19 protein-coding genes are annotated in these 20,084 nt (G+C 40.6%); 3 read left to right on the forward strand and 16 right to left on the reverse strand.

The window, feature by feature from the left end; all coding sequences use genetic code 11:
* Positions 1-26 precede the first annotated feature (26 nt).
* The 4 genes from ACOQO1_RS01925 to ACOQO1_RS01940 form a co-directional block, all read right to left on the reverse strand.
* The gene (locus ACOQO1_RS01925; protein ID WP_420601173.1) at positions 27-2,297 is read right to left on the reverse strand and encodes an aconitate hydratase; all 2,271 of its coding nucleotides are present in this window, start codon (positions 2,295-2,297) and stop codon (positions 27-29) included.
* Positions 2,298-2,396: 99 nt separating this feature from the next.
* Positions 2,397-3,350 (reverse strand): AAA family ATPase, encoded by a 954-nt coding sequence (locus ACOQO1_RS01930; RefSeq protein ID WP_420601174.1) that lies wholly within the window; start codon positions 3,348-3,350, stop codon positions 2,397-2,399.
* A 4-nt stretch (positions 3,351-3,354) separates the two neighbouring features.
* Positions 3,355-4,761, reverse strand: a complete 1,407-nt coding sequence (locus tag ACOQO1_RS01935) for a peptidylprolyl isomerase (RefSeq protein WP_420601175.1) — start codon at positions 4,759-4,761, stop codon at positions 3,355-3,357.
* Complete coding sequence (locus ACOQO1_RS01940; protein ID WP_420601176.1) at positions 4,745-5,677, reverse strand: peptidyl-prolyl cis-trans isomerase; 933 nt, start codon at positions 5,675-5,677, stop codon at positions 4,745-4,747. The genes ACOQO1_RS01935 and ACOQO1_RS01940 overlap by 17 nt, the downstream gene beginning before the upstream one ends.
* 70 nt (positions 5,678-5,747) lie before the next feature.
* On the opposite strand from ACOQO1_RS01940, the gene ACOQO1_RS01945 reads away from it, so the two are divergent.
* The 3 genes from ACOQO1_RS01945 (at position 5,748) to ACOQO1_RS01955 (ending at position 7,680) form a co-directional block, all read left to right on the forward strand.
* Complete coding sequence (locus ACOQO1_RS01945) at positions 5,748-6,005, forward strand: hypothetical protein (protein WP_420601177.1); 258 nt, start codon at positions 5,748-5,750, stop codon at positions 6,003-6,005.
* A 137-nt stretch (positions 6,006-6,142) separates the two neighbouring features.
* A complete protein-coding gene (locus ACOQO1_RS01950; protein WP_420601178.1) occupies positions 6,143-7,171 on the forward strand; it encodes a serine hydrolase in 1,029 nt (342 codons plus the stop codon).
* Complete coding sequence (locus ACOQO1_RS01955) at positions 7,168-7,680, forward strand: SRPBCC family protein (protein ID WP_420601179.1); 513 nt, start codon at positions 7,168-7,170, stop codon at positions 7,678-7,680. The genes ACOQO1_RS01950 and ACOQO1_RS01955 overlap by 4 nt, the downstream gene beginning before the upstream one ends.
* A gap of 7 nt (positions 7,681-7,687) precedes the next feature.
* Here the strand turns inward: ACOQO1_RS01955 and ACOQO1_RS01960 are convergent, their stop codons facing one another.
* The 12 genes from ACOQO1_RS01960 to rpmB all read right to left on the reverse strand — a co-directional run bounded on the left by ACOQO1_RS01960 (position 7,688) and on the right by rpmB (position 20,039).
* Complete coding sequence (locus tag ACOQO1_RS01960) at positions 7,688-9,307, reverse strand: Gfo/Idh/MocA family protein (protein WP_420601180.1); 1,620 nt, start codon at positions 9,305-9,307, stop codon at positions 7,688-7,690.
* 2 nt (positions 9,308-9,309) lie between these two features.
* Positions 9,310-9,792 (reverse strand): DoxX family membrane protein, encoded by a 483-nt coding sequence (locus ACOQO1_RS01965; RefSeq protein WP_420601181.1) that lies wholly within the window; start codon positions 9,790-9,792, stop codon positions 9,310-9,312.
* 98 nt (positions 9,793-9,890) lie between these two features.
* Entirely contained in the window at positions 9,891-11,198 is a 1,308-nt protein-coding gene (gene rimO, locus ACOQO1_RS01970; protein WP_420601182.1) for a 30S ribosomal protein S12 methylthiotransferase RimO, read from the reverse strand.
* A 56-nt stretch (positions 11,199-11,254) separates the two neighbouring features.
* Positions 11,255-13,009: an amidase family protein gene (locus ACOQO1_RS01975; RefSeq protein WP_420601183.1), complete on the reverse strand. Its 1,755-nt coding sequence runs from the start codon at positions 13,007-13,009 to the stop codon at positions 11,255-11,257.
* The gene (locus ACOQO1_RS01980; RefSeq protein ID WP_420601184.1) at positions 12,982-13,863 is read right to left on the reverse strand and encodes a DUF2911 domain-containing protein; all 882 of its coding nucleotides are present in this window, start codon (positions 13,861-13,863) and stop codon (positions 12,982-12,984) included. The genes ACOQO1_RS01975 and ACOQO1_RS01980 overlap by 28 nt, the downstream gene beginning before the upstream one ends.
* A 9-nt stretch (positions 13,864-13,872) precedes the next feature.
* A complete protein-coding gene (locus tag ACOQO1_RS01985; protein WP_420601185.1) occupies positions 13,873-15,276 on the reverse strand; it encodes a sialate O-acetylesterase in 1,404 nt (467 codons plus the stop codon).
* Positions 15,277-15,287: 11 nt separating this feature from the next.
* The gene (locus ACOQO1_RS01990; RefSeq protein WP_420601186.1) at positions 15,288-17,429 is read right to left on the reverse strand and encodes a GDSL-type esterase/lipase family protein; all 2,142 of its coding nucleotides are present in this window, start codon (positions 17,427-17,429) and stop codon (positions 15,288-15,290) included.
* A gap of 10 nt (positions 17,430-17,439) precedes the next feature.
* Complete coding sequence (locus tag ACOQO1_RS01995; protein ID WP_420601187.1) at positions 17,440-18,210, reverse strand: hypothetical protein; 771 nt, start codon at positions 18,208-18,210, stop codon at positions 17,440-17,442.
* A gap of 65 nt (positions 18,211-18,275) precedes the next feature.
* Positions 18,276-19,232 carry a signal recognition particle-docking protein FtsY gene (gene ftsY / locus ACOQO1_RS02000; RefSeq protein WP_420601188.1) on the reverse strand — a complete coding sequence of 319 codons (957 nt, stop codon included), beginning with the start codon at positions 19,230-19,232 and terminating at the stop codon, positions 18,276-18,278.
* Between the two features lie 209 nt (positions 19,233-19,441).
* On the reverse strand, positions 19,442-19,594 hold the full coding sequence (locus ACOQO1_RS02005) for a DUF4295 domain-containing protein (RefSeq protein ID WP_311352885.1): 153 nt from the start codon (positions 19,592-19,594) through the stop codon (positions 19,442-19,444).
* Positions 19,595-19,602: 8 nt separating this feature from the next.
* Entirely contained in the window at positions 19,603-19,785 is a 183-nt protein-coding gene (rpmG, locus tag ACOQO1_RS02010) for a 50S ribosomal protein L33 (RefSeq protein ID WP_053972430.1), read from the reverse strand.
* A 26-nt stretch (positions 19,786-19,811) separates the two neighbouring features.
* Positions 19,812-20,039: a 50S ribosomal protein L28 gene (rpmB, locus tag ACOQO1_RS02015; protein WP_130615856.1), complete on the reverse strand. Its 228-nt coding sequence runs from the start codon at positions 20,037-20,039 to the stop codon at positions 19,812-19,814.
* Between the last annotated feature and the right edge of the window lie 45 nt (positions 20,040-20,084).

The raw sequence follows: 20,084 nt of genomic DNA on the forward strand, positions 1-20,084 counted from the left end.
TTTCAATAATCTAAAAATAGATTTATTTATGCATTCTCTTTTTTAATCACGTTCAACGCAGATCCTTCTTTGAACCATTCAATCTGGGATGCATTGTAGGTGTGATTGACCATAATGGTATCTGCACTTCCATCTGAATGAACAACTTCGAGAGTCAGCTGTTTTCCTGGAGCAAACTCTGCTATATCCACAAAGTTGAATGTGTCGTCTTCCTGAATCAGATCATAATCACTCTCATTGGCAAAGGTCAATGCCAACATTCCCTGCTTTTTCAGGTTGGTTTCATGGATCCTTGCGAAAGATTTTACCAATACCGCTGCTACACCCAAATGTCTTGGCTGCATTGCCGCATGCTCTCTTGAAGAACCTTCACCATAATTATGGTCACCTACCACAATGGTTCTAATTCCTGCCTTTTTATAGGCTCTTTGTGCATCCGGCACAGCGCCATATTCTCCTGTCAACTGATTCTTTACAAAGTTGGTTTGATTGTTAAAAGCATTGACCGCACCGATTAAGGTATTGTTTGCAATATTGTCCAAATGTCCGCGATATCTTAACCAAGGTCCAGCCATGGAAATATGATCTGTAGTACATTTTCCAAGTGGCTTGATCAGCAATTTAACGCCTTGAAGGCTTTCCGTAGCAATAGGAACGAAGGGTTCCAGAAGTTGTAATCTTTCAGAAGTTGGTGAAACCACAACCTGAACACCACTTCCATCTTCCATGGGAGCTATAAATCCTGCATCCTCAACAGCAAATCCTTCTGGCGGAAGTTCATATCCCCGTGGCTCATCCAACATTACTTCTTCACCATCCTCATTGATTAGTTTATCGGTAATCGGATTAAAATCCAAACGTCCGGCAATGGCAATCGCTGTCACCAATTCCGGGGAACCAACAAAAGCAAGTGTATTTGGGTTACCATCAGCACGTTTTGCAAAGTTTCTGTTGAATGAATGAACGATAGTGTTTCGTGGTCCATCAGCAGCTTTATCACCATAACGGTCCCACATTCCAATACAAGGTCCGCAGGCATTGGCAAAAACCGTAGCTCCAATAGAGTTAAATGTATCTATAAATCCATCTCTATCAATGGTATACCTTACCTGTTCAGAACCAGGTGTTATGGTAAACTTTGACTTTGTTTTTAAATTTTTATCTGAAACCTGTTTGGCCAAAGATGCCGCTCTTGAAATATCTTCATAGGACGAGTTGGTACAAGAACCAATCAATCCAACTTCCACATTGATAGGCCAATCGTTTGCCTTGGCAGCTTCGTTCATTTTGGAAATTGGCGTTGCCAAATCTGGTGTAAAAGGACCATTTAAATGAGGTTCCAATGTATCCAAATTAATTTCGATTACTTGGTCAAAATACTGTTCTGGATTGGCATAAACTTCAGCGTCACCAGTTAAATGTTCTTTAACCTCAAGGGCAGCATCAGCAACATCCGCTCTGTCCGTAGCTCTTAAGTAACGGTCCATGGACTCATCATAGCCAAAAGTTGATGTGGTGGCTCCAACTTCGGCACCCATATTACAAATTGTACCTTTACCCGTACAGGACATTGAAGTTGCCCCTTCGCCGAAATATTCAATGATAGCTCCTGTTCCTCCCTTAGCAGTAAGGATATCCGCCACTTTTAAGATTACATCTTTGGGCGCAGTCCAGCCTGAAAGCTTTCCAGTTAATTTAACCCCTATCAATTTTGGAAATTTCAACTCCCAAGCCATTCCAGCCATAACATCAACAGCATCCGCACCACCAACTCCAATGGCAACCATTCCTAATCCACCGGCATTTACCGTGTGGGAATCCGTACCAATCATCATCCCTCCAGGGAAAGCATAATTTTCAAGTACCACCTGATGAATAATTCCCGCTCCCGGCTTCCAAAAGCCAATACCGTATTTATTCGAAACTGATTCCAAAAAGTCAAAAACCTCATTGCTGGTTTCGTTGGCTCTTTTCAAATCCGTCTTTGCATCCACCTTTGCCTGAATCAAGTGGTCGCAATGTACTGTTGTAGGTACTGCTACTTTTGGCTTACCAGCATGCATAAATTGCAACAACGCCATCTGTGCCGTAGCATCTTGACAAGCCACTCTATCAGGAGCGAAGTCCACATAGTCTTTACCTCGTGAAAACTGTTTGGAAGGCGTTCCTTCCCAAAGGTGTGAATACAATATTTTTTCAGCGAGTGTCAAAGGTTTTCCCACAAGCTCACGGGCTTTTTCTATGCGCTCACCCATAGAGGCATAAACCCCTTTTATCATGTCAATGTCAAATGCCATTCTAGATTGGATTTAAGATTTTTGTAATTCGGCTAATTTACTAAAATACCTTCGATTTAGTAATTAGAATTTGGCAAATAAGTCGTGTAGATTTTGTATTTATAACAATTCTGAAATAATTTTTTCTTCAGAAATGCCTTCAGCCTCCGCTTTGTAGTTTTTTAGTATCCTATGTCTAAGGATTCCCATGGAAACTGCTTTTACATCTTCAATATCTGGTGAAAATTTTCCGTTTATAGCCGCATGTGCCTTTGCTCCCAATACCAAATTCTGTGAAGCTCTCGGTCCTGCACCCCAATCCACATAATTATTGATGAACTCTAAGGAGTTTTCCATGCCCGGTCGTGTTTTATTGACCAATTTAACCGCATAATCAATTACATTGTCCGGTACAGGGATTCTACGGATCAAATGTTGCACCGCAATTATTTCCTCTGCATTGAACAGTGTTCCTACCTGTACTTCCTCATCAGTTGTTGTGGATTTTACAACTTGTATCTCTTCAGCTATAGATGGGTATTTTAGCTCTATTGCAAACATAAAACGGTCCAACTGGGCCTCTGGTAAGGGATAGGTCCCTTCCTGTTCTATAGGGTTCTGGGTTGCTAGCACAAAATAGGGCATGTCCAGTTTGTGTTGTTCACCGGCAATTGTAACAGCTCTTTCTTGCATAGCTTCCAAAAGTGCTGCCTGGGTTTTGGGAGGGGTCCTATTGATTTCATCGGCCAAAATAATATTGGCAAAAACAGGACCTTTGATAAACTTAAAGTTTCTGCTTTGGTCCAATACCTCACTTCCCAAAATATCACTGGGCATTAAATCCGGTGTAAACTGAATTCTTTTGAAGTTGAGACCCAACGTTTGGGCAATAGTGTTGACCATCAAGGTTTTTGCAAGACCCGGAACACCAATCAACAAAGAATGTCCTCCCGTGTATATGGAAAGTAATATTTGTTCAACAACCTGCTCTTGACCAATTATGATCTTGGCAATTTCGGTTTTTAAAGCTTGGTGTTTTTTTACAAGATTTTCAATGGCAACAACGTCCGACATGTATTTATTCCTTTACCCAGTTGTTAGCAAAATCGCAATCTCTGTTTTCGGCATTCACATGTATATAAGTATCCTCAATATGCTCATTCATCCATTCCTTAATGGCATTGAACTGCTTTTCTCGAAGTGCCAATTCTTGAATTTTCATATAATCTTGGGCAAAATCGGCCTTGTGCTCGTCATACCGGTTGGAGATTTTCATGATTTTGAACTTGGGAGGACCGCCCCTTGGATCATCTTCTTTAAGTGGTTTGGTAATTTCCCCATCTTTGATATCACGCACCTGATTGTAAAGTGCGGGATCCATATTGGTCAGTTCAAAACGTGATCCAAAATTAATGGGGTTTCTTAGAATACCTCCGTCAAATTTGGTCTCTTTTTCATCCGAGAAATTCAATGCAGCTTCTCCAAAGGTGTATTTGCCATCCAAAATATGCTGGCGAATGGAATCCAGTTCCTTTACAGCAATATCCATTGCACTTTGCGGAACTTCTGGAATCATTAGAATGTGTCTTACATCCCTTTCCTGCCCCCTCACTTTTTCTACTAACAAAATATGATATCCAAACATAGTTTCAAATGGTTCAGAAATCTCGCCTTGCTGTAAGCTGAATGCTACATCTTTGAACTCTTTGACATATCCAGATTCTTTTGTTATTGATCCTATAAGTCCCCCTTGTGATTTAGATGGTCCTTGCGAATACAAAATGGCCTTTACATTAAAACTGGCTTCGTTGTCCTCAACATCAGCTTTTATTTGATTTAACCTGTCAATAACTTTTTGTTTTTCTTCCTCAGGTGCAGTCGGTTGCTTTACAATTTGTGCAATTTCCAGCTCTGCACCAAAAACGGGTCTTTCATTTTCAGGTATCTTATTAAAGAACTGGCGTACTTCCTCAGGGGTGACCTCAATTTCTTCAACAATCTTGCTTTGCATTTTCTCAGAAAGCATGCGTAGCTTGTTGATTTCAAAAAGTTCGGTCCTGAAACTTTCGGCATCCGGTTTTTTATAAAACTTCAATACTTTTTCCATGGAACCTACCTGCGCCACCAACTGCTGAATCTGTCTATCGCTCTGCGCATTCACTTCATCATCAGAAACCAACAGACTATCCTGTACAGCCTGATGTGCATATAAACGGTCTTCCATCAATTTTCCCAAAAGACTACATTTTGTTATATCCTGGGTAGATGCTCCCTGGCTTTTTAAATCAATCAGAGTCTTGTCAACATCCGAATCCAAAATCACATAATCCCCAATTACAGCTGCAATACCATCCAACTTTATCTTTTTGGTATTGTTCGTTGTATCCTTCTTTGCCAAAAGAGTTTCATCCGCGTCTTGTGCCTGCACATATCCCAATGTCAGCACAAAAATTGCAGCCAATATTATACTATTCCTTTTTTTCATAAACCTCAAATTCATTCTTCTTAATTGCTTCATCAATGATCTCGGTTTCCAACTTTCTTATATAATCCAGTCTTCTTCGATTTAAAATCAATTGTTTTATATCCGGTGAAATATATTCAAATGGCGCAGTATCATTGATTTCCAATACATCCGTCACCTTTCCCAAATATACCCCTAAGGAATCCTCCAATTCAAAAAATTGTGATTTTTTTAAGTACTTCTCCTCATTGAGTGATGTAAGTAAGGGTATTTCTTGCTTAACCCTTGACGCACTTACCCAAATAGAATCGTTAAAATGTATTTTTTTAAACTGGACTGCAATGGAGTCCAGATAATTTTTATCCTCGTCTTCCCAATTCTTCATTTTGGTTATCACCCCTTCCTTATCCAAAAATTGACTGGGCAATCCAACAAACCGTAGTTGTACCAACTTTTCATTAAGCTTAAAATTCTCTTTTTCCCTTTCATAATATTGCCTAAGCTGTGAGGTGGTCACTGCAGTGTCCTGAGCTTTGATCACCAATGCTTCCACGTAGGCCCTGGTGTACAAATCCGATCTATAATCCGAGACCAAACGGTCAAATTCTGCCAGCTTTTCCTCAGGAAGATTGATTTTTGACTTTGACAGCAACAATTGCTTGGATGCCCAATTGTTTATATAATCGGTAACAAAGAGGGTACTGTCCTCTGTAGACATATCTTCCCTGATCAAGGAGGCAATATCTTCTTTATACAAAAATGCATCCCCTACTCTGGCCAAGGGTTCTTTTTCTTCTTTCTCTTTAAATAGCGAACTACAGGAGGAAAAGATGAAAATCACAACAACACAAAATACTGGGGCAATATTTTTTCTAGGGAAAAACATTTCGCAAAAATAACAATTACATAATGGCTTGCAAGCAGGTTGCTTTCTCATTAACAGATTTTTATCATGTCACTTAAACTGTGGAATTTATTACATTAGTGCAACCACAGACCAAACTAGTATGGAAAAGATTTTGGATCGGAAAATAAAGATGATATGGGATTTTAGAGGACCCGGAGCTGCAGATACTGCAAAACATTATCAAAAACATTTGGAAGAGTTTATCGTAATTGAAGAACTGAAGTTCGACATTACAGGCGTACAACATTTTAGTATGACCCATAGTATTACCTATATGGTGGTGGCAGAGTTTGAAATGCACGAAGTCCGTGAAATCCTGAAACCACATAGAGGTGAGGTTTATTTGGATGACCATTGAACGTCCAATATTAAAGAATGGGGCATATGCGATACACGTATTTCTTTACAGTCCTTGTTTTGATTTCAGTAATTGTTCAATGTAAGAAGGACCAAAACATTGATCCGTTACAAAAGGTACTTGCATCAAACAATCCAATGATCAAAAAAGTGATGGACAGTGTTGATCAGTACGAAGTCCAGATCAGGTATACCCAAATTGATAGAAAAAATGAGACCATCCGTTTTACGGATTTTGATTTTCAGGTAGACAAGAACAATTATTTCTATCCGGCCAGTACGGTTAAGTTTCCCGCCGCTGTTGCCGCCTTGGAAAAACTCAACGAAATAGATTCTCTAACAATGGATACCCAATTTTACATTGAGGGAGATTCTGTGGAGACCACTTGTGCCAAGGCCATCTCCGAAATTTTTGCAGTTTCGGACAATGCCGCCAACAACAGATTAGTTGAGTTCTTGGGCCAGGATGACTTAAACCATCGCATGCAATCCCGTGGGGTTGTTCCAATTCAAATCAATCATCGTCTCTCTACCCCCAATGCTGATGAAGTGACCACCAAACCATTAATCATATATTTAAACGATTCAACAACGGTTGCCAGTGCTCCAATCATAAATACCTACCCCAACCCCATAGAATTAAACAAAACTTTAAAGGGCAACGGTTTTTATGCTGATGATTTACTTCACCTAGATCCTTTCGATTTTTCATTAAAAAATTATTTTCCCATAGAAGCGCAACATGCCTTGTTAAAGCGAATTATTTTTCCTGAAACTTTTCCCAAAGAGCAACGGTTTAATTTAAGCCAAGCGCAACATAAGTTTTTGCTCAAGGCCATGCATGCCCTTCCTAAAGATTTGGGTTATGACAGTGAAATCTATTATGATAGCTACGTAAAGTTTTTAATGTTCGGGGATTCTTCAGAACCCATGCCAGAGGATATTAAAGTTTACAACAAAGTAGGCTACGCCTATGGAACCATAACAGATTGTGCATACATCCATGATGAAAAGAACAACATAGATTTTATGGTCACAGCTACCATTTTGGTCAATAAAGATGGTATCTTTAATGACAATGCTTATGAATATGACGAAATTGGAATACCTTTTTTGGCACAATTAGGTAGGGAACTGTACAACTTTGAATTAAATCGCAAACGATGAGCAAGCTGACTTTTGATTGTTTCACAAAAAAAATCTATATCAAGGCCCCCATGGAAAAGTTATACTGGTCTTGGGGAACCTCTGAAGGAATAACTTCTTGGTTTTTGAGCGACGCGGACTACGTTTCTGCTTCAGGGGAGAAACGAGCTACAGATGAAAACATTCAACCAGGGGACACCTATACTTGGAAATGGCACAACTGGGACAGCAATGAAATTGGAAAAGTCCTCAAGGCCAATGGAACGGATTTTTTGGAAATCTCATTTGCAGACAGCAAGGTTTCCGTATCCCTAGAAGATCATGACAAAGCCGTATTGCTTGTTCTAAAACAATATGAAATATCCACAGATGAAGATAGCAAATTAAGTATTCATCATGGATGCAGCAATGGCTGGACATTTTGGTTGACCAACCTCAAAGCCTATTTGGAACATGGAATATTGCTCAATGAAACCGAATATGATCTAAGAAACATTCCTTTATCCGGTTACGAGTTTGTGAATATGTAGTACTTCCCTATCCTTCCAAAATCTCAGTAGGCGTTTCCCATTTTCCGTTAAAAAGTAAGACCTCATCAAAATTTATCCCTTCTATAGGTTTGAGCATCTCATTTTCGGAATCCCATTCAATTCTTCTTCCCAGTTTCCAGGATAATCCGGCCATGTGAGCTGATATTGCCTCATCAAAGCCCTCTTTGATTCCACAACTTACTTCACCACCATTTTTGATGACACTCAACCATTCCCGCATGTGCAGAAAGGTCGAATCTACCCGAACCCCATCAATATAGGTCCACATAAGGCCTTTATCAGCAAAATATTGCGAAGTAGCGGAGGATATGGCATCCGGTACATTTGCTGCAGGATTGTACTGATAAATTGGAATGTTCGGCCTCATTTTTTCCGCTTCCAACATATCAGCATACCGGGTAGAGGCAACATCGGGCCAAATGGTAAGCTTATTACCCAATTCCATAGTGGCATCATGTCCCATTAAAATGGTTGGTCTACCAAATGAATTGCCAAGGGAAGCACTATAACAGAACGTCATTCCTTTTTCTTTTCCCTTGGCCTGACTGCTTCCAGTTGAAAACCTAGGGAATTCCATGTTTACTTGAAGTACATCGGGTACGTTTCTACCATCATTGTGGGTATAAATACCACCTGATGCAGATACGGCATCTGGGATACCCATGTTAAGTACACAGTTCAACCGGTCGTAATCATGCGTTAGTAGGTCACCTGAAAGTCCTGAACCATAGGCCCACCATTTACGCCATCTAAAAAAATGGTTTTTGTTAAATGGAATTTTAGGAGCTGACCCTAAAAACTGTTCCCAGTCAATGGTCTGAGCACTGGCTTGGTCATGGATATCATAATTCCATGCACCGTTGTCATCATTTCTGTTGGTATTGGTCTGAATCAATGAAACATGGCCCAACGTACCTTTTTCCACAATATCCCTGGCTGTTCTAAAGCTCAAGGTCTGTCTGTGTTGATGCCCTACCTGTAGGGTAGCTTTAGATGCTTGGGCGGCTTCCTTTAAACGATAGGTTTCTTCAACCGTATGCGTCATTGGTTTTTCCACATACACATGAACATTGTTGTTCAATGCTTCAATGGCCATTGGTGCGTGCCAATGGTCCGGCGTAGCAATGACCACTGCATCTATTTCCCCACTACTAATCATTTCTTTGTAAGTGGTATACCGCTTAATTTTATTTTCAGGAGTTGAAAATGACCTCAAAGCTTTTTCCGCCCTAACATCAAAAACATCACAGATTCCTGCCAAATTCACATTGAGTTTGTTTTGTGACAAAAAGTCCTCCAATGCCTTGTTATTGGGATCTTCTTCCGCCGCTAATCTCATCTCCTCTTTCCATTCGTCAGTGGCAAAGCCCAATGATCTGCAGAGTTGTTCCCCTCGAATCCCAAAACCAATAATTCCAACCCTTACCGGATCACCACCAATTCCCGGTACAGCTGGAGGCAGGGATGGACTGATATTCAATTGGTTTAAAATCTCCGATCTTTTCTTTTTACGGTTGACCACTGAAGCGGCACCGGCCCACCAAACAGCTCCTAAAATGGGAAGTCCGCCCAATCCTTTCAATAAATCTCTTCTAGTCCAGCTCATAGCTATTGTGTTTTGGTTAATTGTCGTTTTCTAAAATGACCAAGCCCAAAAAAGTGGGCAGTTGGGTAGTTGTAAATTAAAATACAGGCCACCAGCTCAATCAGATTTTTGTTCACCAACCAGTAATTGCCTTCTACATTAATTTGTTGGACACCTGGTAATGAAGGATGAGCCAAATAGTACAGACTTAAAAGACCGATACCTATTAAAGCTCCTTTTTTTTCAAAAATTCCAAGAATAAATGTAATCCCAACCACCAAAAGTGCGGTAACATTCAAGGTGTCTACCCAATCTATTATCGCAGGAGATGTTAAGGCATGAAAAATGGATTTGAAAGGTCCTTGGGCCGAGGCAAGGTATCCAAACGAAGTCCATTCTGGATTGTACAACTTAACTATACCTTCATATAAAAAGTGCCATCCAATAAAGATTCGCAAAAGTGTAATGCTGATTTTGACCCTACGGTCGTGAGCAGTTGTGACCATAATTTGGTGTTTTTTGATTAGTATTGAACCTATCAAATCTACAACAAACTCAAAAAAGGTATCATGACATTTATCAAAAATATTTCTTCTGGAGTCAACTAGGATTGGCGGGGTATACCATAAAGGTCAAAGTCGGAAGCATCCGTAATTTCAATATCAGTAAAACCACCAACTTTTACATAATGCTGGGTAGCATCAATAAGCACTTCATTATCCACATCGGGGGAATCAAACTCTGTTCTAGCCACAAAATGGTTGCCTTCCTTACGATCAACAATACATTTAAAAGTCTTGCCTATTTTTTCTTGGTTCAGCTCCCATGAAATTTGGGACTGCAATTCCATAATCTCATTGGCGCGTTGTTGTTTTACTTCTTCGGGCACATCATCTTGCAACGAATAGGCATGGGTGTTTTCCTCATGACTATAGGTAAAACATCCCAATCGTTCGAAACGCATTGCTGCAACCCAATCTTTTAAGGTTTGAAAGTCTTCCTCGGTTTCTCCAGGATACCCAACAATCAAAGTGGTACGTATCGCCATTTCGGGAACCGCAGCTCTAAAGTCTTGCAACAACTTTGTTGTTTTTTCTTGGGTGGTGCCTCTTCGCATGCTTTTTAGGATAGCATCTGAAATATGTTGAAGTGGAATATCGATATAATTGCAGACCTTCGGTTCCTTCTTCATCACCTCCAAAACATCCATTGGAAAACCAGTAGGGAATGCATAGTGCAACCGAATCCATTCTATACCTTCTACCTTTACCAAAGCTTGAAGCAATTCGGCCAGATTTCTTTTTTTATACAAATCCAATCCATAATAGGTCAGGTCCTGAGCTATTAGAATCAATTCTTTTACCCCTTTGGCAGCCAGCTTTTCCGATTCTTCCACTAGCTCCTCGATAGGTTTGCTTTTATGCTTTCCGCGCATTAAGGGAATGGCACAAAAAGAACACGGTCGGTCACACCCCTCTGCAATTTTTAAATAGGCATAGTTTTTTGGGGTTGTGGTCAATCGTTCCCCGATCAATTCATGTTTGTAGTCCGCTCCCAAAGCTTTGAGCAAATTTGGAAGGTCACTTGTCCCAAAATATTCATCAACATTCGGAATTTCCTTTTCTAAATCCGGTTTGTACCGCTCGCTCAAGCACCCTGTCACAAAAACCTTGTCCACATCCCCGGCTTCCTTTTTTTGAACATACTCCAAAATCGTATTCACGCTTTCCTCCTTGGCATTGGCAATAAATCCGCAGGTATTAATGACCACTACATTACCTTCTTCTTCATGGGCCACCTCTTTATTATTGGCCTTGAGTTGACCCATAAGCACCTCCGAATCGTAGACATTCTTGCTACAACCAAGGGTAACCACATTGATTTTGTTCTTTTTGAGGGATTTTGTGCGCATAGTTCCTATAAATGGGGTGCAAAAATACAAAAGTTAATCCCATTGAAACCATAAGGTCAGTCCTTATAGCTTTCTGGAATTTTACGTGCTCTGACCAGAGCTTCAAAAGCAGCTCCAATAGCATATAATTTTCCTTCTTGATACTGCTTTGCAATAAAAGTTAAGTTAACGGGTTCGCCTGAATCCTTATACCCCATGGGAATTGTTAAGGCCGGATATTCTGCCACTGCGGCAGCGCCTGCATCGTAATTGTTAATGGATAAAACAGCATCCAACCTGAGCTCATTTAAAGGTGTATTGAAATAGGTCCGGCCGTTCATTTTCAACCTTTTTTTAATTGCCTTGAGTCCCTCGGTGGATGTAGTATCGGCTAAAATGCCATCAAAACGGGCCTGTCCATATGGAATTCTAACCAAACTATCTTGTAAATTAAACTCCGCTACATCTTGCACTGTTTTTATATGGAAAGAATCCCTGTTCTTTATCTGGGCTTCAATATAATGGGGAAGGTCATTTTTCATATCAATGTTCAAAATAGAAAGAAAGCCGTCAAATTTCACTTCTGGTGGTTCAAACTCAATAATGACAGCTCCGGCAGCCTTCAATTTTTCCATGGTTTGGACATAAATGGAATCGCTTTTCATGTAGTTTTTGAAAGCTCCAAACCGCATCCCCTTAAGTATGATGTTTTCGGCATACCATTGCTCTGGCCAATCCGCCTGTACAGATTTATCGTCGCTTTCATCAAAACCTCGCATGGCATCCAATAAAATTCCATTATCAATCACATTTTTGGTCATGGGGCCTGGGGTGTCCAGCGTGCTGGAAATCGGTACAATTCCGGTTCGACTTAAAAGACCCACAGTAGGTTTCATCCCCACTACGGAGTTCTGACCTGATGGCGACAAAATGGAACCTGATGTTTCTGTACCCACCGCTGCTACGGCATAATTTGCGGCCACCGAAGTTCCGCTACCTGCGCTTGAGCCTCCTGTATCAAAAACACGACGACCATACGGGTTCAGCGTTTGTCCTCCCACCGCACTTTGCCCATTTGGACAATCACAAATAAAATTCGCCCACTCGCTAAGGTTTACCTTACCCAAAATAAGAGCGCCATTCGCTTTTAGTTGCTTTACTATAAAAGCATCATCGGTCTGGTTGTGTTGCAAAGCAATGGCGCCCGCCGTTGTATTCATTCCTGCAACACCAATATTGTCTTTTAACAGAATGGGCATCCCATAAATGGGATGTTGACCTTCGGAGTTGGTATCCAAGTTTTTTGCCTCTTCCAAGATAGTTGGATTCAAGGCGATTATAGTATTGAGCGTGGTTCCATTGGGCAATTCGTACTTATAAATACGATACAGATAAAAAAGAACCAAATCAACATTACTGAATTTTCCTTTGGAAATATGTTCTTGAATGGTCAGGATATTCTGCTCCAAAACCAAAGGTTTCATAATTTCATAGGTTTCCTTTGGAAATTTGGCAACCTCAGCATACAAAGGTGTAAAAACTTCATTCTTATCCAACACTTTGGATTGAATAAACTTGTACCGCATTCGTTCCCGTTCGTGATTGGCATTATCAGCAACTTCCGCTGAATCATTGTAAGGAATCCAGAGTGGTTGTTCTTTTTCAATTTCCTCAACATCAACTAATACTGGAGACTCCTCAGTTTTATCCTTCGCTTCCTTCTTTTCCAAAAACTGACAGGATTGCAACATGAAAAAAAGTAGCGCTAAGCTTAAAGCAATTCGATTGGTATTTCTTTCCATGGCTATTTCTGTTTTAACTGTTGTTTCCAAGCATTAATGTTTTTCTGGTTCATTCGTACAAACTCATCTTTTCCAAGAGCATTGGCTATTTTCAAAGACTTTTCTGCAGATTTGACTGCGGATTCATGGTCTCCAAGTTTTGCTTCCACAAGGGACTTGACCCTATGAAAATAATAGGTGTCACCACCCAGTTCCAGTGCCTTGTTTAGGTAATCCAAAGCCCGTTGATAATCCATTCCTTGTTCCTGTAAATAACGCGCAGCCTCATAATACGTTTGCGCCGTGGGGTTTTCAGCAATCTCTTTGGCTATTTCCTTTTTCATTTGCGCATGGGTATCCACCTCAAATGGGATTTCAACCATCGTGCTTGCCCAAATCAGTTTCATATAGGCCGTATTATGGGTGATGGAGTCAAAAGTGATCAAGAAATTTTCTTGATGATATGATATTTGCTGAGGTTCGACTGAAATCCGAAACAAATCTTCCTCAGGTTTGTAGTTTGTTCTACCATCGCCCCAATGTGAGGTGTTGGTATGAAAAACAACCTGCCAAGATTCTTTCTCTGGGAAAGCATATAGCGCATAAGTACCTTTCAGCAGGGTATTCCCCATCACTTTCACATCGGAATTCACCGTTATTTTAGTACTCTCATTGGCTCCAGCCCGCCATATTCGACGGTAGGGCACTAATCCTGGTTGACCATCCTCCCTACTTCCAAAAATATGTCGCCCTTTAACCGCCGGACGAGAATATTGCACCGTTATTTTGGATAAGCCAATCTCTTGTTCAACCTCTGAAAATGGACTTGCCTTGGGATGATTAATCTGGGCTGTGCTTTGCACATAACCAAGGAGAAAGAAGAAAAACAGGACACGAAACATCATAATGTCATTTTAATCAATTGCTATTTCCCAATCATCTGTCCGGAAGGCGGAAGTGGGCAATCCGGCGTTATTGAAAAGATTGGGAAGCGCCTTGTCATAAAAGGCAAATCGTACCGCCACAGGTTCCTTCACTTCTTTAGAGTAAACTTCAACTGTATTTCCTTTAATTCTAGCCCTAGCATCAACAAAATGTTTGTTCGCACCAGCTATTTGGAATTCTTTCAACGCTTTTCCTTCCATTTTTAAACCATCCTCGGCATAATCAAAGGACAGGATAATTTTATTCCTTTTGATTTCCATGCTCTTATACACCGGTCCGCTATACACCACATCTTTCACCCCATACGTTTTGGCCAAGGCCCAAAGGGCCAACCGTCTGCCTACCTCTTGTTTGTTGGTGGGATGAATATCTTTTAGGTTTCCGATGTCATTGGTAACGGCCATTCCCGTGTTTGGTACGGAAAGCATGGTTTGTAATTGGGCATCCCGCACCACAGCCGCCTTAATATCTTTTTTGTCTTTTTCATAATCGTACGGAGCAATCTGGGCAAAATAAAACGGAAAGTCTTTCTTCCAGAGATTCCTCCATGATTTTATCAATAATGGAAAGGATTTATAATAGGACTCCTCATTGGCCCGGTTGGATTCTCCTTGATACCAAATTGCACCGGCTATATTAAAGTTCAGCAATGGATGGATCATCCCATTGTATGTTGCTCCCGGCAGATGGGGCCACCATTCGTATTCGGAAATTTGTTTAGCCGCAGCTTTAAGTTCATTATCACCTTCTATCAATGCTTCAGGTATCCAAACCTCAACTGGGGTGCCTCCCCAGTTGGAACTTATTAAACCTACAGGCACAGATAGATTTTTATGCAGTTTTCTTCCAAAGAAATAAGCGACAGAACTAAAGTTCTGCATGGTTTCCGAAGAGCAAGAGACCCATTCGCCCGGAGTATCATCTTGGGGAGTGGTAGACTTACGTTGTGGCACTTGAAAGAAACGGATATTGGCATAGTTCGCATTTTTTATTTCTTCCTCCGCGTTGTCCAATCCCATATTTGGTGTCCATTGCATGTTGGACTGACCTGAAGCAATCCAAACCTCACCTATCATAACATTGGAAAATGTAATTTCCTCATGCCCTTTAATAGTCACTGTATAGGGACCGCCGGCAGTTGGAGTTGGCAATTGCGCGGACCAAACCCCTTGATGAGCTTTGGCCGTAACTTCCATATTGTTCCATGAACCCATAATTGTGATGGTCTCACTGGGGGCTGTTGTCCATCCCCAAATGGTGGCCTCAGATTGTTGTTGCAGTACCATATTATCCGATAGGATTGTCGGTGTCCATATTTTGGCAAAACTGACATTGGCCAGTAATACTAGCATTAAAACGAATAGTTTTTTCATATTATCATGTTTTAGGATTGGTTGATTTTATCATATTGTTCGCGAATATATTTTGCCCATGTTTCATACCCTTTGGGTTGAAGGTGGATTCCATCGGTGCTTAAATCATCCTTTTTAAGGGCTCCATCTTCATTGCTGAAATATGCCTCCAAATTATGGTATTGGACATTATTGGGATAGTCAAAAGTTGATAGCTTGGCATGTATTTTTTTATATTTTCTCCTTCTATCCGATTTTGGATCTAATCCAGTAGGAAGTGGGCCAAAGAAGAATATGGTTGATTTGGGAAATTTTTTCTCTACAATTCCCAATGTATTTTTAAGTCCTTCTACAATCTCATCAACTGAATCATCTGGGAAGTTATTGACTCCAATGGCCAAACTAACTACTTTAGGATTACAGGCTTCATATTTTCCTTTTTCCAATCGCCAGGCTATATGCTGTGTTCGGTCTCCTGAAATTCCAGCTCCAATCCATTTTAGGTCTTTAAAATATGTTTCTGTGGCTTTCAGCCCCGGTTTATAGGTTACCCAACTTCTGGGGCCGCCCCATCCTTGGGTAATGGAGTTGCCAATCAATAACAAATCCACGTCACCAGAAGCTTGGCATAAAGAATCAATTTGTTTCGCCTGTGACCACCAACCCTTTCCCTCTACCCATCCTGCACCAGAGCGGTATTCTGAACCCGGAGCTGGAATGGCAGCAAAATTGGTTTTATGACCAGTAGCGCGTACAATAAAATTGACAATGGGAGTCGGGTTTTGCAAGCTATGCGGATGGTGTCCAACACCATCTTTGTAAATCGTTTTGATATTTCCTCCTAGCTCTTCAATTTTCTTTGCAAACAGTCGCGTATTTTCATCCACAGGAACTACCTCGTCTGCTTCCCCACACACATGAAGCATTGGAACACCCGATGCCGCAAAAAGTTCTGTTTTATGAATGGGCCATCCATTAAAGTCTACAGGAAGGGTGTCAGAAGCCAGTCCATATCTCATTTTGGACTGTTCCCAATCGGTTGGACTACCTTTTCCTTCTCCAAATCCGCCAGGCCAACTTTGCGCATCCAAAACAGGAGCATCCGCATAAATACATGCGACTTTATCCAAGTTTTCCGCTGCCCAATTATACACAATCAAACCGCCCCTGCTCATTCCTTCCAATGCGGGTTTCCTATTCAGACCCGCCTTGGTCATGATATCGTAACATTTATTCCATCGTTCCACAGCTTCCTGGTTTCCAAAATAGGTGCCTACCTCGCAGTAAACTATGTGATAACCACGTTCCAAAAGGGCAATATCTGTCTGGGGTTCATGTCCAAAAAAGCGGGCCCTCCACACCCAGGGTTTTGCTTTCAGAGGTCTTTTGGGTTGAACTACCTTAAGTTGAAGTCCTTCATACTCAAAATCATATTGATCAAAACCATGAAAATTTGACTTTTGGGCATCCTCAATTTGCAGTACTTGCATCAAATCAAAGGCATGGGGCTCCTGTTTTACAGTTTCATACACCCTTTTGGCGATTATTGTAGCTCCAAGTGAGGAAGGGTGTATCTTATCCGGCATTAAACCTGGATTGTCCGCAAATAATTGATATAAATCAATGGTTTCCAGATTCAGGTCATAAGCCACCTTCTGGGTCATGGGTGTAATTTTATCCGTAATGATCGGATTCCAAATACCGGTGCTATCATTGGAATAGGATGGTACTGGCAGCAAGAGTACTATTCTTGCTTTTTCATTTTCTTTTCTGAAAGATGCAATGAGTGATTTGTAGTCGGTTTCAAATTCATTCAGATGAGCCCTGTTTTGTTGCTTTGCATCATTGGTTCCAAGTTTTATAAATACGATATCCGCATTGTAATCCAATGCTTTCCTATATTCTTTGGTTTCCCAATAGGGAAGGTCTCCTTTTTTAAGTAGGGTTCGGCCACTGACTCCAAAGTTTTTAACCTCATAGGCATCACCCAACATATTTTGTAGCTGGGTGGGATAGGCATTGTTTTCACGGTCTGCCATCCCTGCACCATAGGTGATACTGTTTCCTACGCAGGCAATCTTTACAATGTTCTTTTCGTGGTTTTCTGCTTTTTTGTCCCCATTACAGCCACAAATTGACATTGCAAGTATAAAAAGGATAACAAGTTTTTTCATTGTTGATTATCTATTTTGGAGTTCCCAAAAGGTATAACACTACACCAGGACCGGATTTCACACGTTCAATTTCCCAATTATAGGTGTCTTTGTCGTCCAGACCATCCACCAAAGCCCCCATTTCATCCACAGAATATGTGCGTAATGATGAAACTACTCCATCCCAAAGTACAAACAGCGGAACAATGGGGATTAGGTAGGTGAAAATCAACCTTCCAAACTTGAAAGGTCTTATGAAAGGTGTGGTAAGCAAGACAGAAATAGGCGAAAAAAGCATGGCCAGAATGCTCGGGACACTTCGTTCTTGTGCCTCAAAAACACCAATAACACTTTTAGTGTCAACAGCATTTTGTAATATCTGTTTGGCATCCTCAGGTTTAAAATGGTGCAAGGATAAAAACTGTGTTCTAAAGCCTTTCAAGCTCTCGGGCACTTTTCTTGCATCGATAGAGGTAGTGATAAATTCAAAATTGTCCGCCTGCTTCTTGGTGTATTCAAAGGCTTTTAGGTTGGGATAATAATCCGTCAGAATAATTTTTAGATTGGGATTGGTCTTCTTGAGTTCGGAATTCAACCAAAGTAATCCACCTCCCCCACCTGAGCCCAAATCTACAATTGTATGTGTTCCACTAGCTTTGAGTCCCTTTTCTATTATCGGGATAACAGGCTTGTAAAGTTTGGCCTTATTGGATAAAAATTGAAGGAAATCGGTACCATAATCACGTAAAAACCCTGGAAACCATTTCTGGTCTTCAAATTCGAACAAATGTATTCTTCCCATGGTTTAGTTCTAGGTCGACTAAATTTAGGGAATATTTGGGTATTTTGGATGCGTGTGACCTGCGGCTAGATTTTGAAGAAAGAATCTACAAATTCATACTTATTGAAAACCTGAAGGTCTTCGATACCTTCACCAACTCCAATATATTTGACCGGAATTTGGAATTGGTCCGAAATTCCGATGACCACTCCACCTTTGGCGGTACCGTCCAATTTGGTTACGGCCAAGCTGGTTACCTCAGTCGCCTTGGTAAATTGTTTTGCCTGTTCAAATGCGTTTTGCCCTGTGGAACCGTCTAAAACCAATAAAACGTCATGCGGAGCATCGGGAACAACCTTTTGCATTACTCGCTTTACCTTGGAAAGCTCGTTCATCAAATTCACTTTATTGTGCAATCGGCCCGCGGTATCAATCAAAACCACATCAGCATTGTCCGCCACAGCTGAATTTAAAGTGTCAAAGGCAACTGACGCAGGGTCGCTTCCCATTTTTTGTTTTATGATGGGCACGTCCACGCGCTTGGCCCAAACCTCCAACTGATCAATGGCAGCGGCCCTAAAGGTATCGCCTGCCCCCAAAACCACTTTTAGACCTTGATTTTTAAATTGATTGGCCAATTTTCCAATGGTAGTGGTCTTGCCCACACCATTAACCCCAACTACCATGATCACATAAGGTTTTTTATCGGTAGGAACCGTAAATTCTGAATCTTCACCAACATGGGTTTCAGAAAGTAATCCTGCGATCTCCTCCCGTAAAATAGTATTGAGTTCTTCCGCGCCCATATATTTATCCTTGGAAACACGTTCTTCAATACGCTCAATAATTTTAAGAGTGGTGTTCACTCCAACATCGGAAGTGACCAAAACTTCTTCCAAATTATCCAAAACCTCATCATCTACTTTGGATTTACCTGCAACAGCTTTGCTTAATTTGCCAAAAAAGCTGGTTTTTGACTTTTCAAGGCCTTTGTCCAAGGTCTCTTTTTTATCCGAAGAAAATATTTTTTTAAAAAGACTCATATGCGTTCATCATCAATCGCCAAAGATAGGAAAGTAAAGGCAGTTTTATTAAACCCAATTGCGGTTTTCAACCCCTCACCCGAATCCCATATTCAGGATTCGACCTCTCCCCGGGGGAGAGGTATAGTAGGAGTTCTTTTTGATTACATACGAATCTAAACAAAAAAAGCCGCTATTAAAGCGGCTTTTAAATTTTATGAATGCATTGGCTATTTTTTGCTCAACCAATCGTTTACCAATTCTGGTGACATTACCGACTCTACAAATGTGTATGCTCCAGTTTTAGGAGATTTTACCATTTTGATGGCCTTTGTCAATCTTTTTGAACTTCCTTGAAGTGTTGCTACTGTCTTCTTTGCCATGGCCTAACTTATTTTATTTCTTTATGAATGGTCATACGCTTAAGAATAGGATTGAATTTTTTAATCTCCATTCTATCTGGCGTGTTTTTCTTATTCTTAGTGGTAATGTACCTTGAAGTTCCTGGCATACCAGACTCCTTATGTTCAGTACACTCTAAAATAACCTGAATTCTATTTCCCTTCTTTGCCATTGTATCGTACTTAAAATCTTATCTACCTATTTTTTGGAATTGATTTCCTTTAAAACAGCAGAGATTCCTTTTTTATTGATGATTTTCAATCCTCTTGAGGAAACATTAAGAGTCACCCAACGGTCTTCTTCTGGAATGTAAAATTTCTTTTTGGAAATATTTACATCGAATCTCCTCTTGGTTTTATTGATAGAAAAGGAAACGTTGTTTCCAAACATCACCTTTTTTCCTGTAACTTCACAAACTTTAGACATCTCCCTAACTTTTGAGTGATTTTATTGAGGCTGCAAATTTATGGC

Origin of the sequence: Flagellimonas sp. (assembly GCF_965222555.1) — a bacterium.
GTDB lineage: Bacteria > Bacteroidota > Bacteroidia > Flavobacteriales > Flavobacteriaceae > Flagellimonas.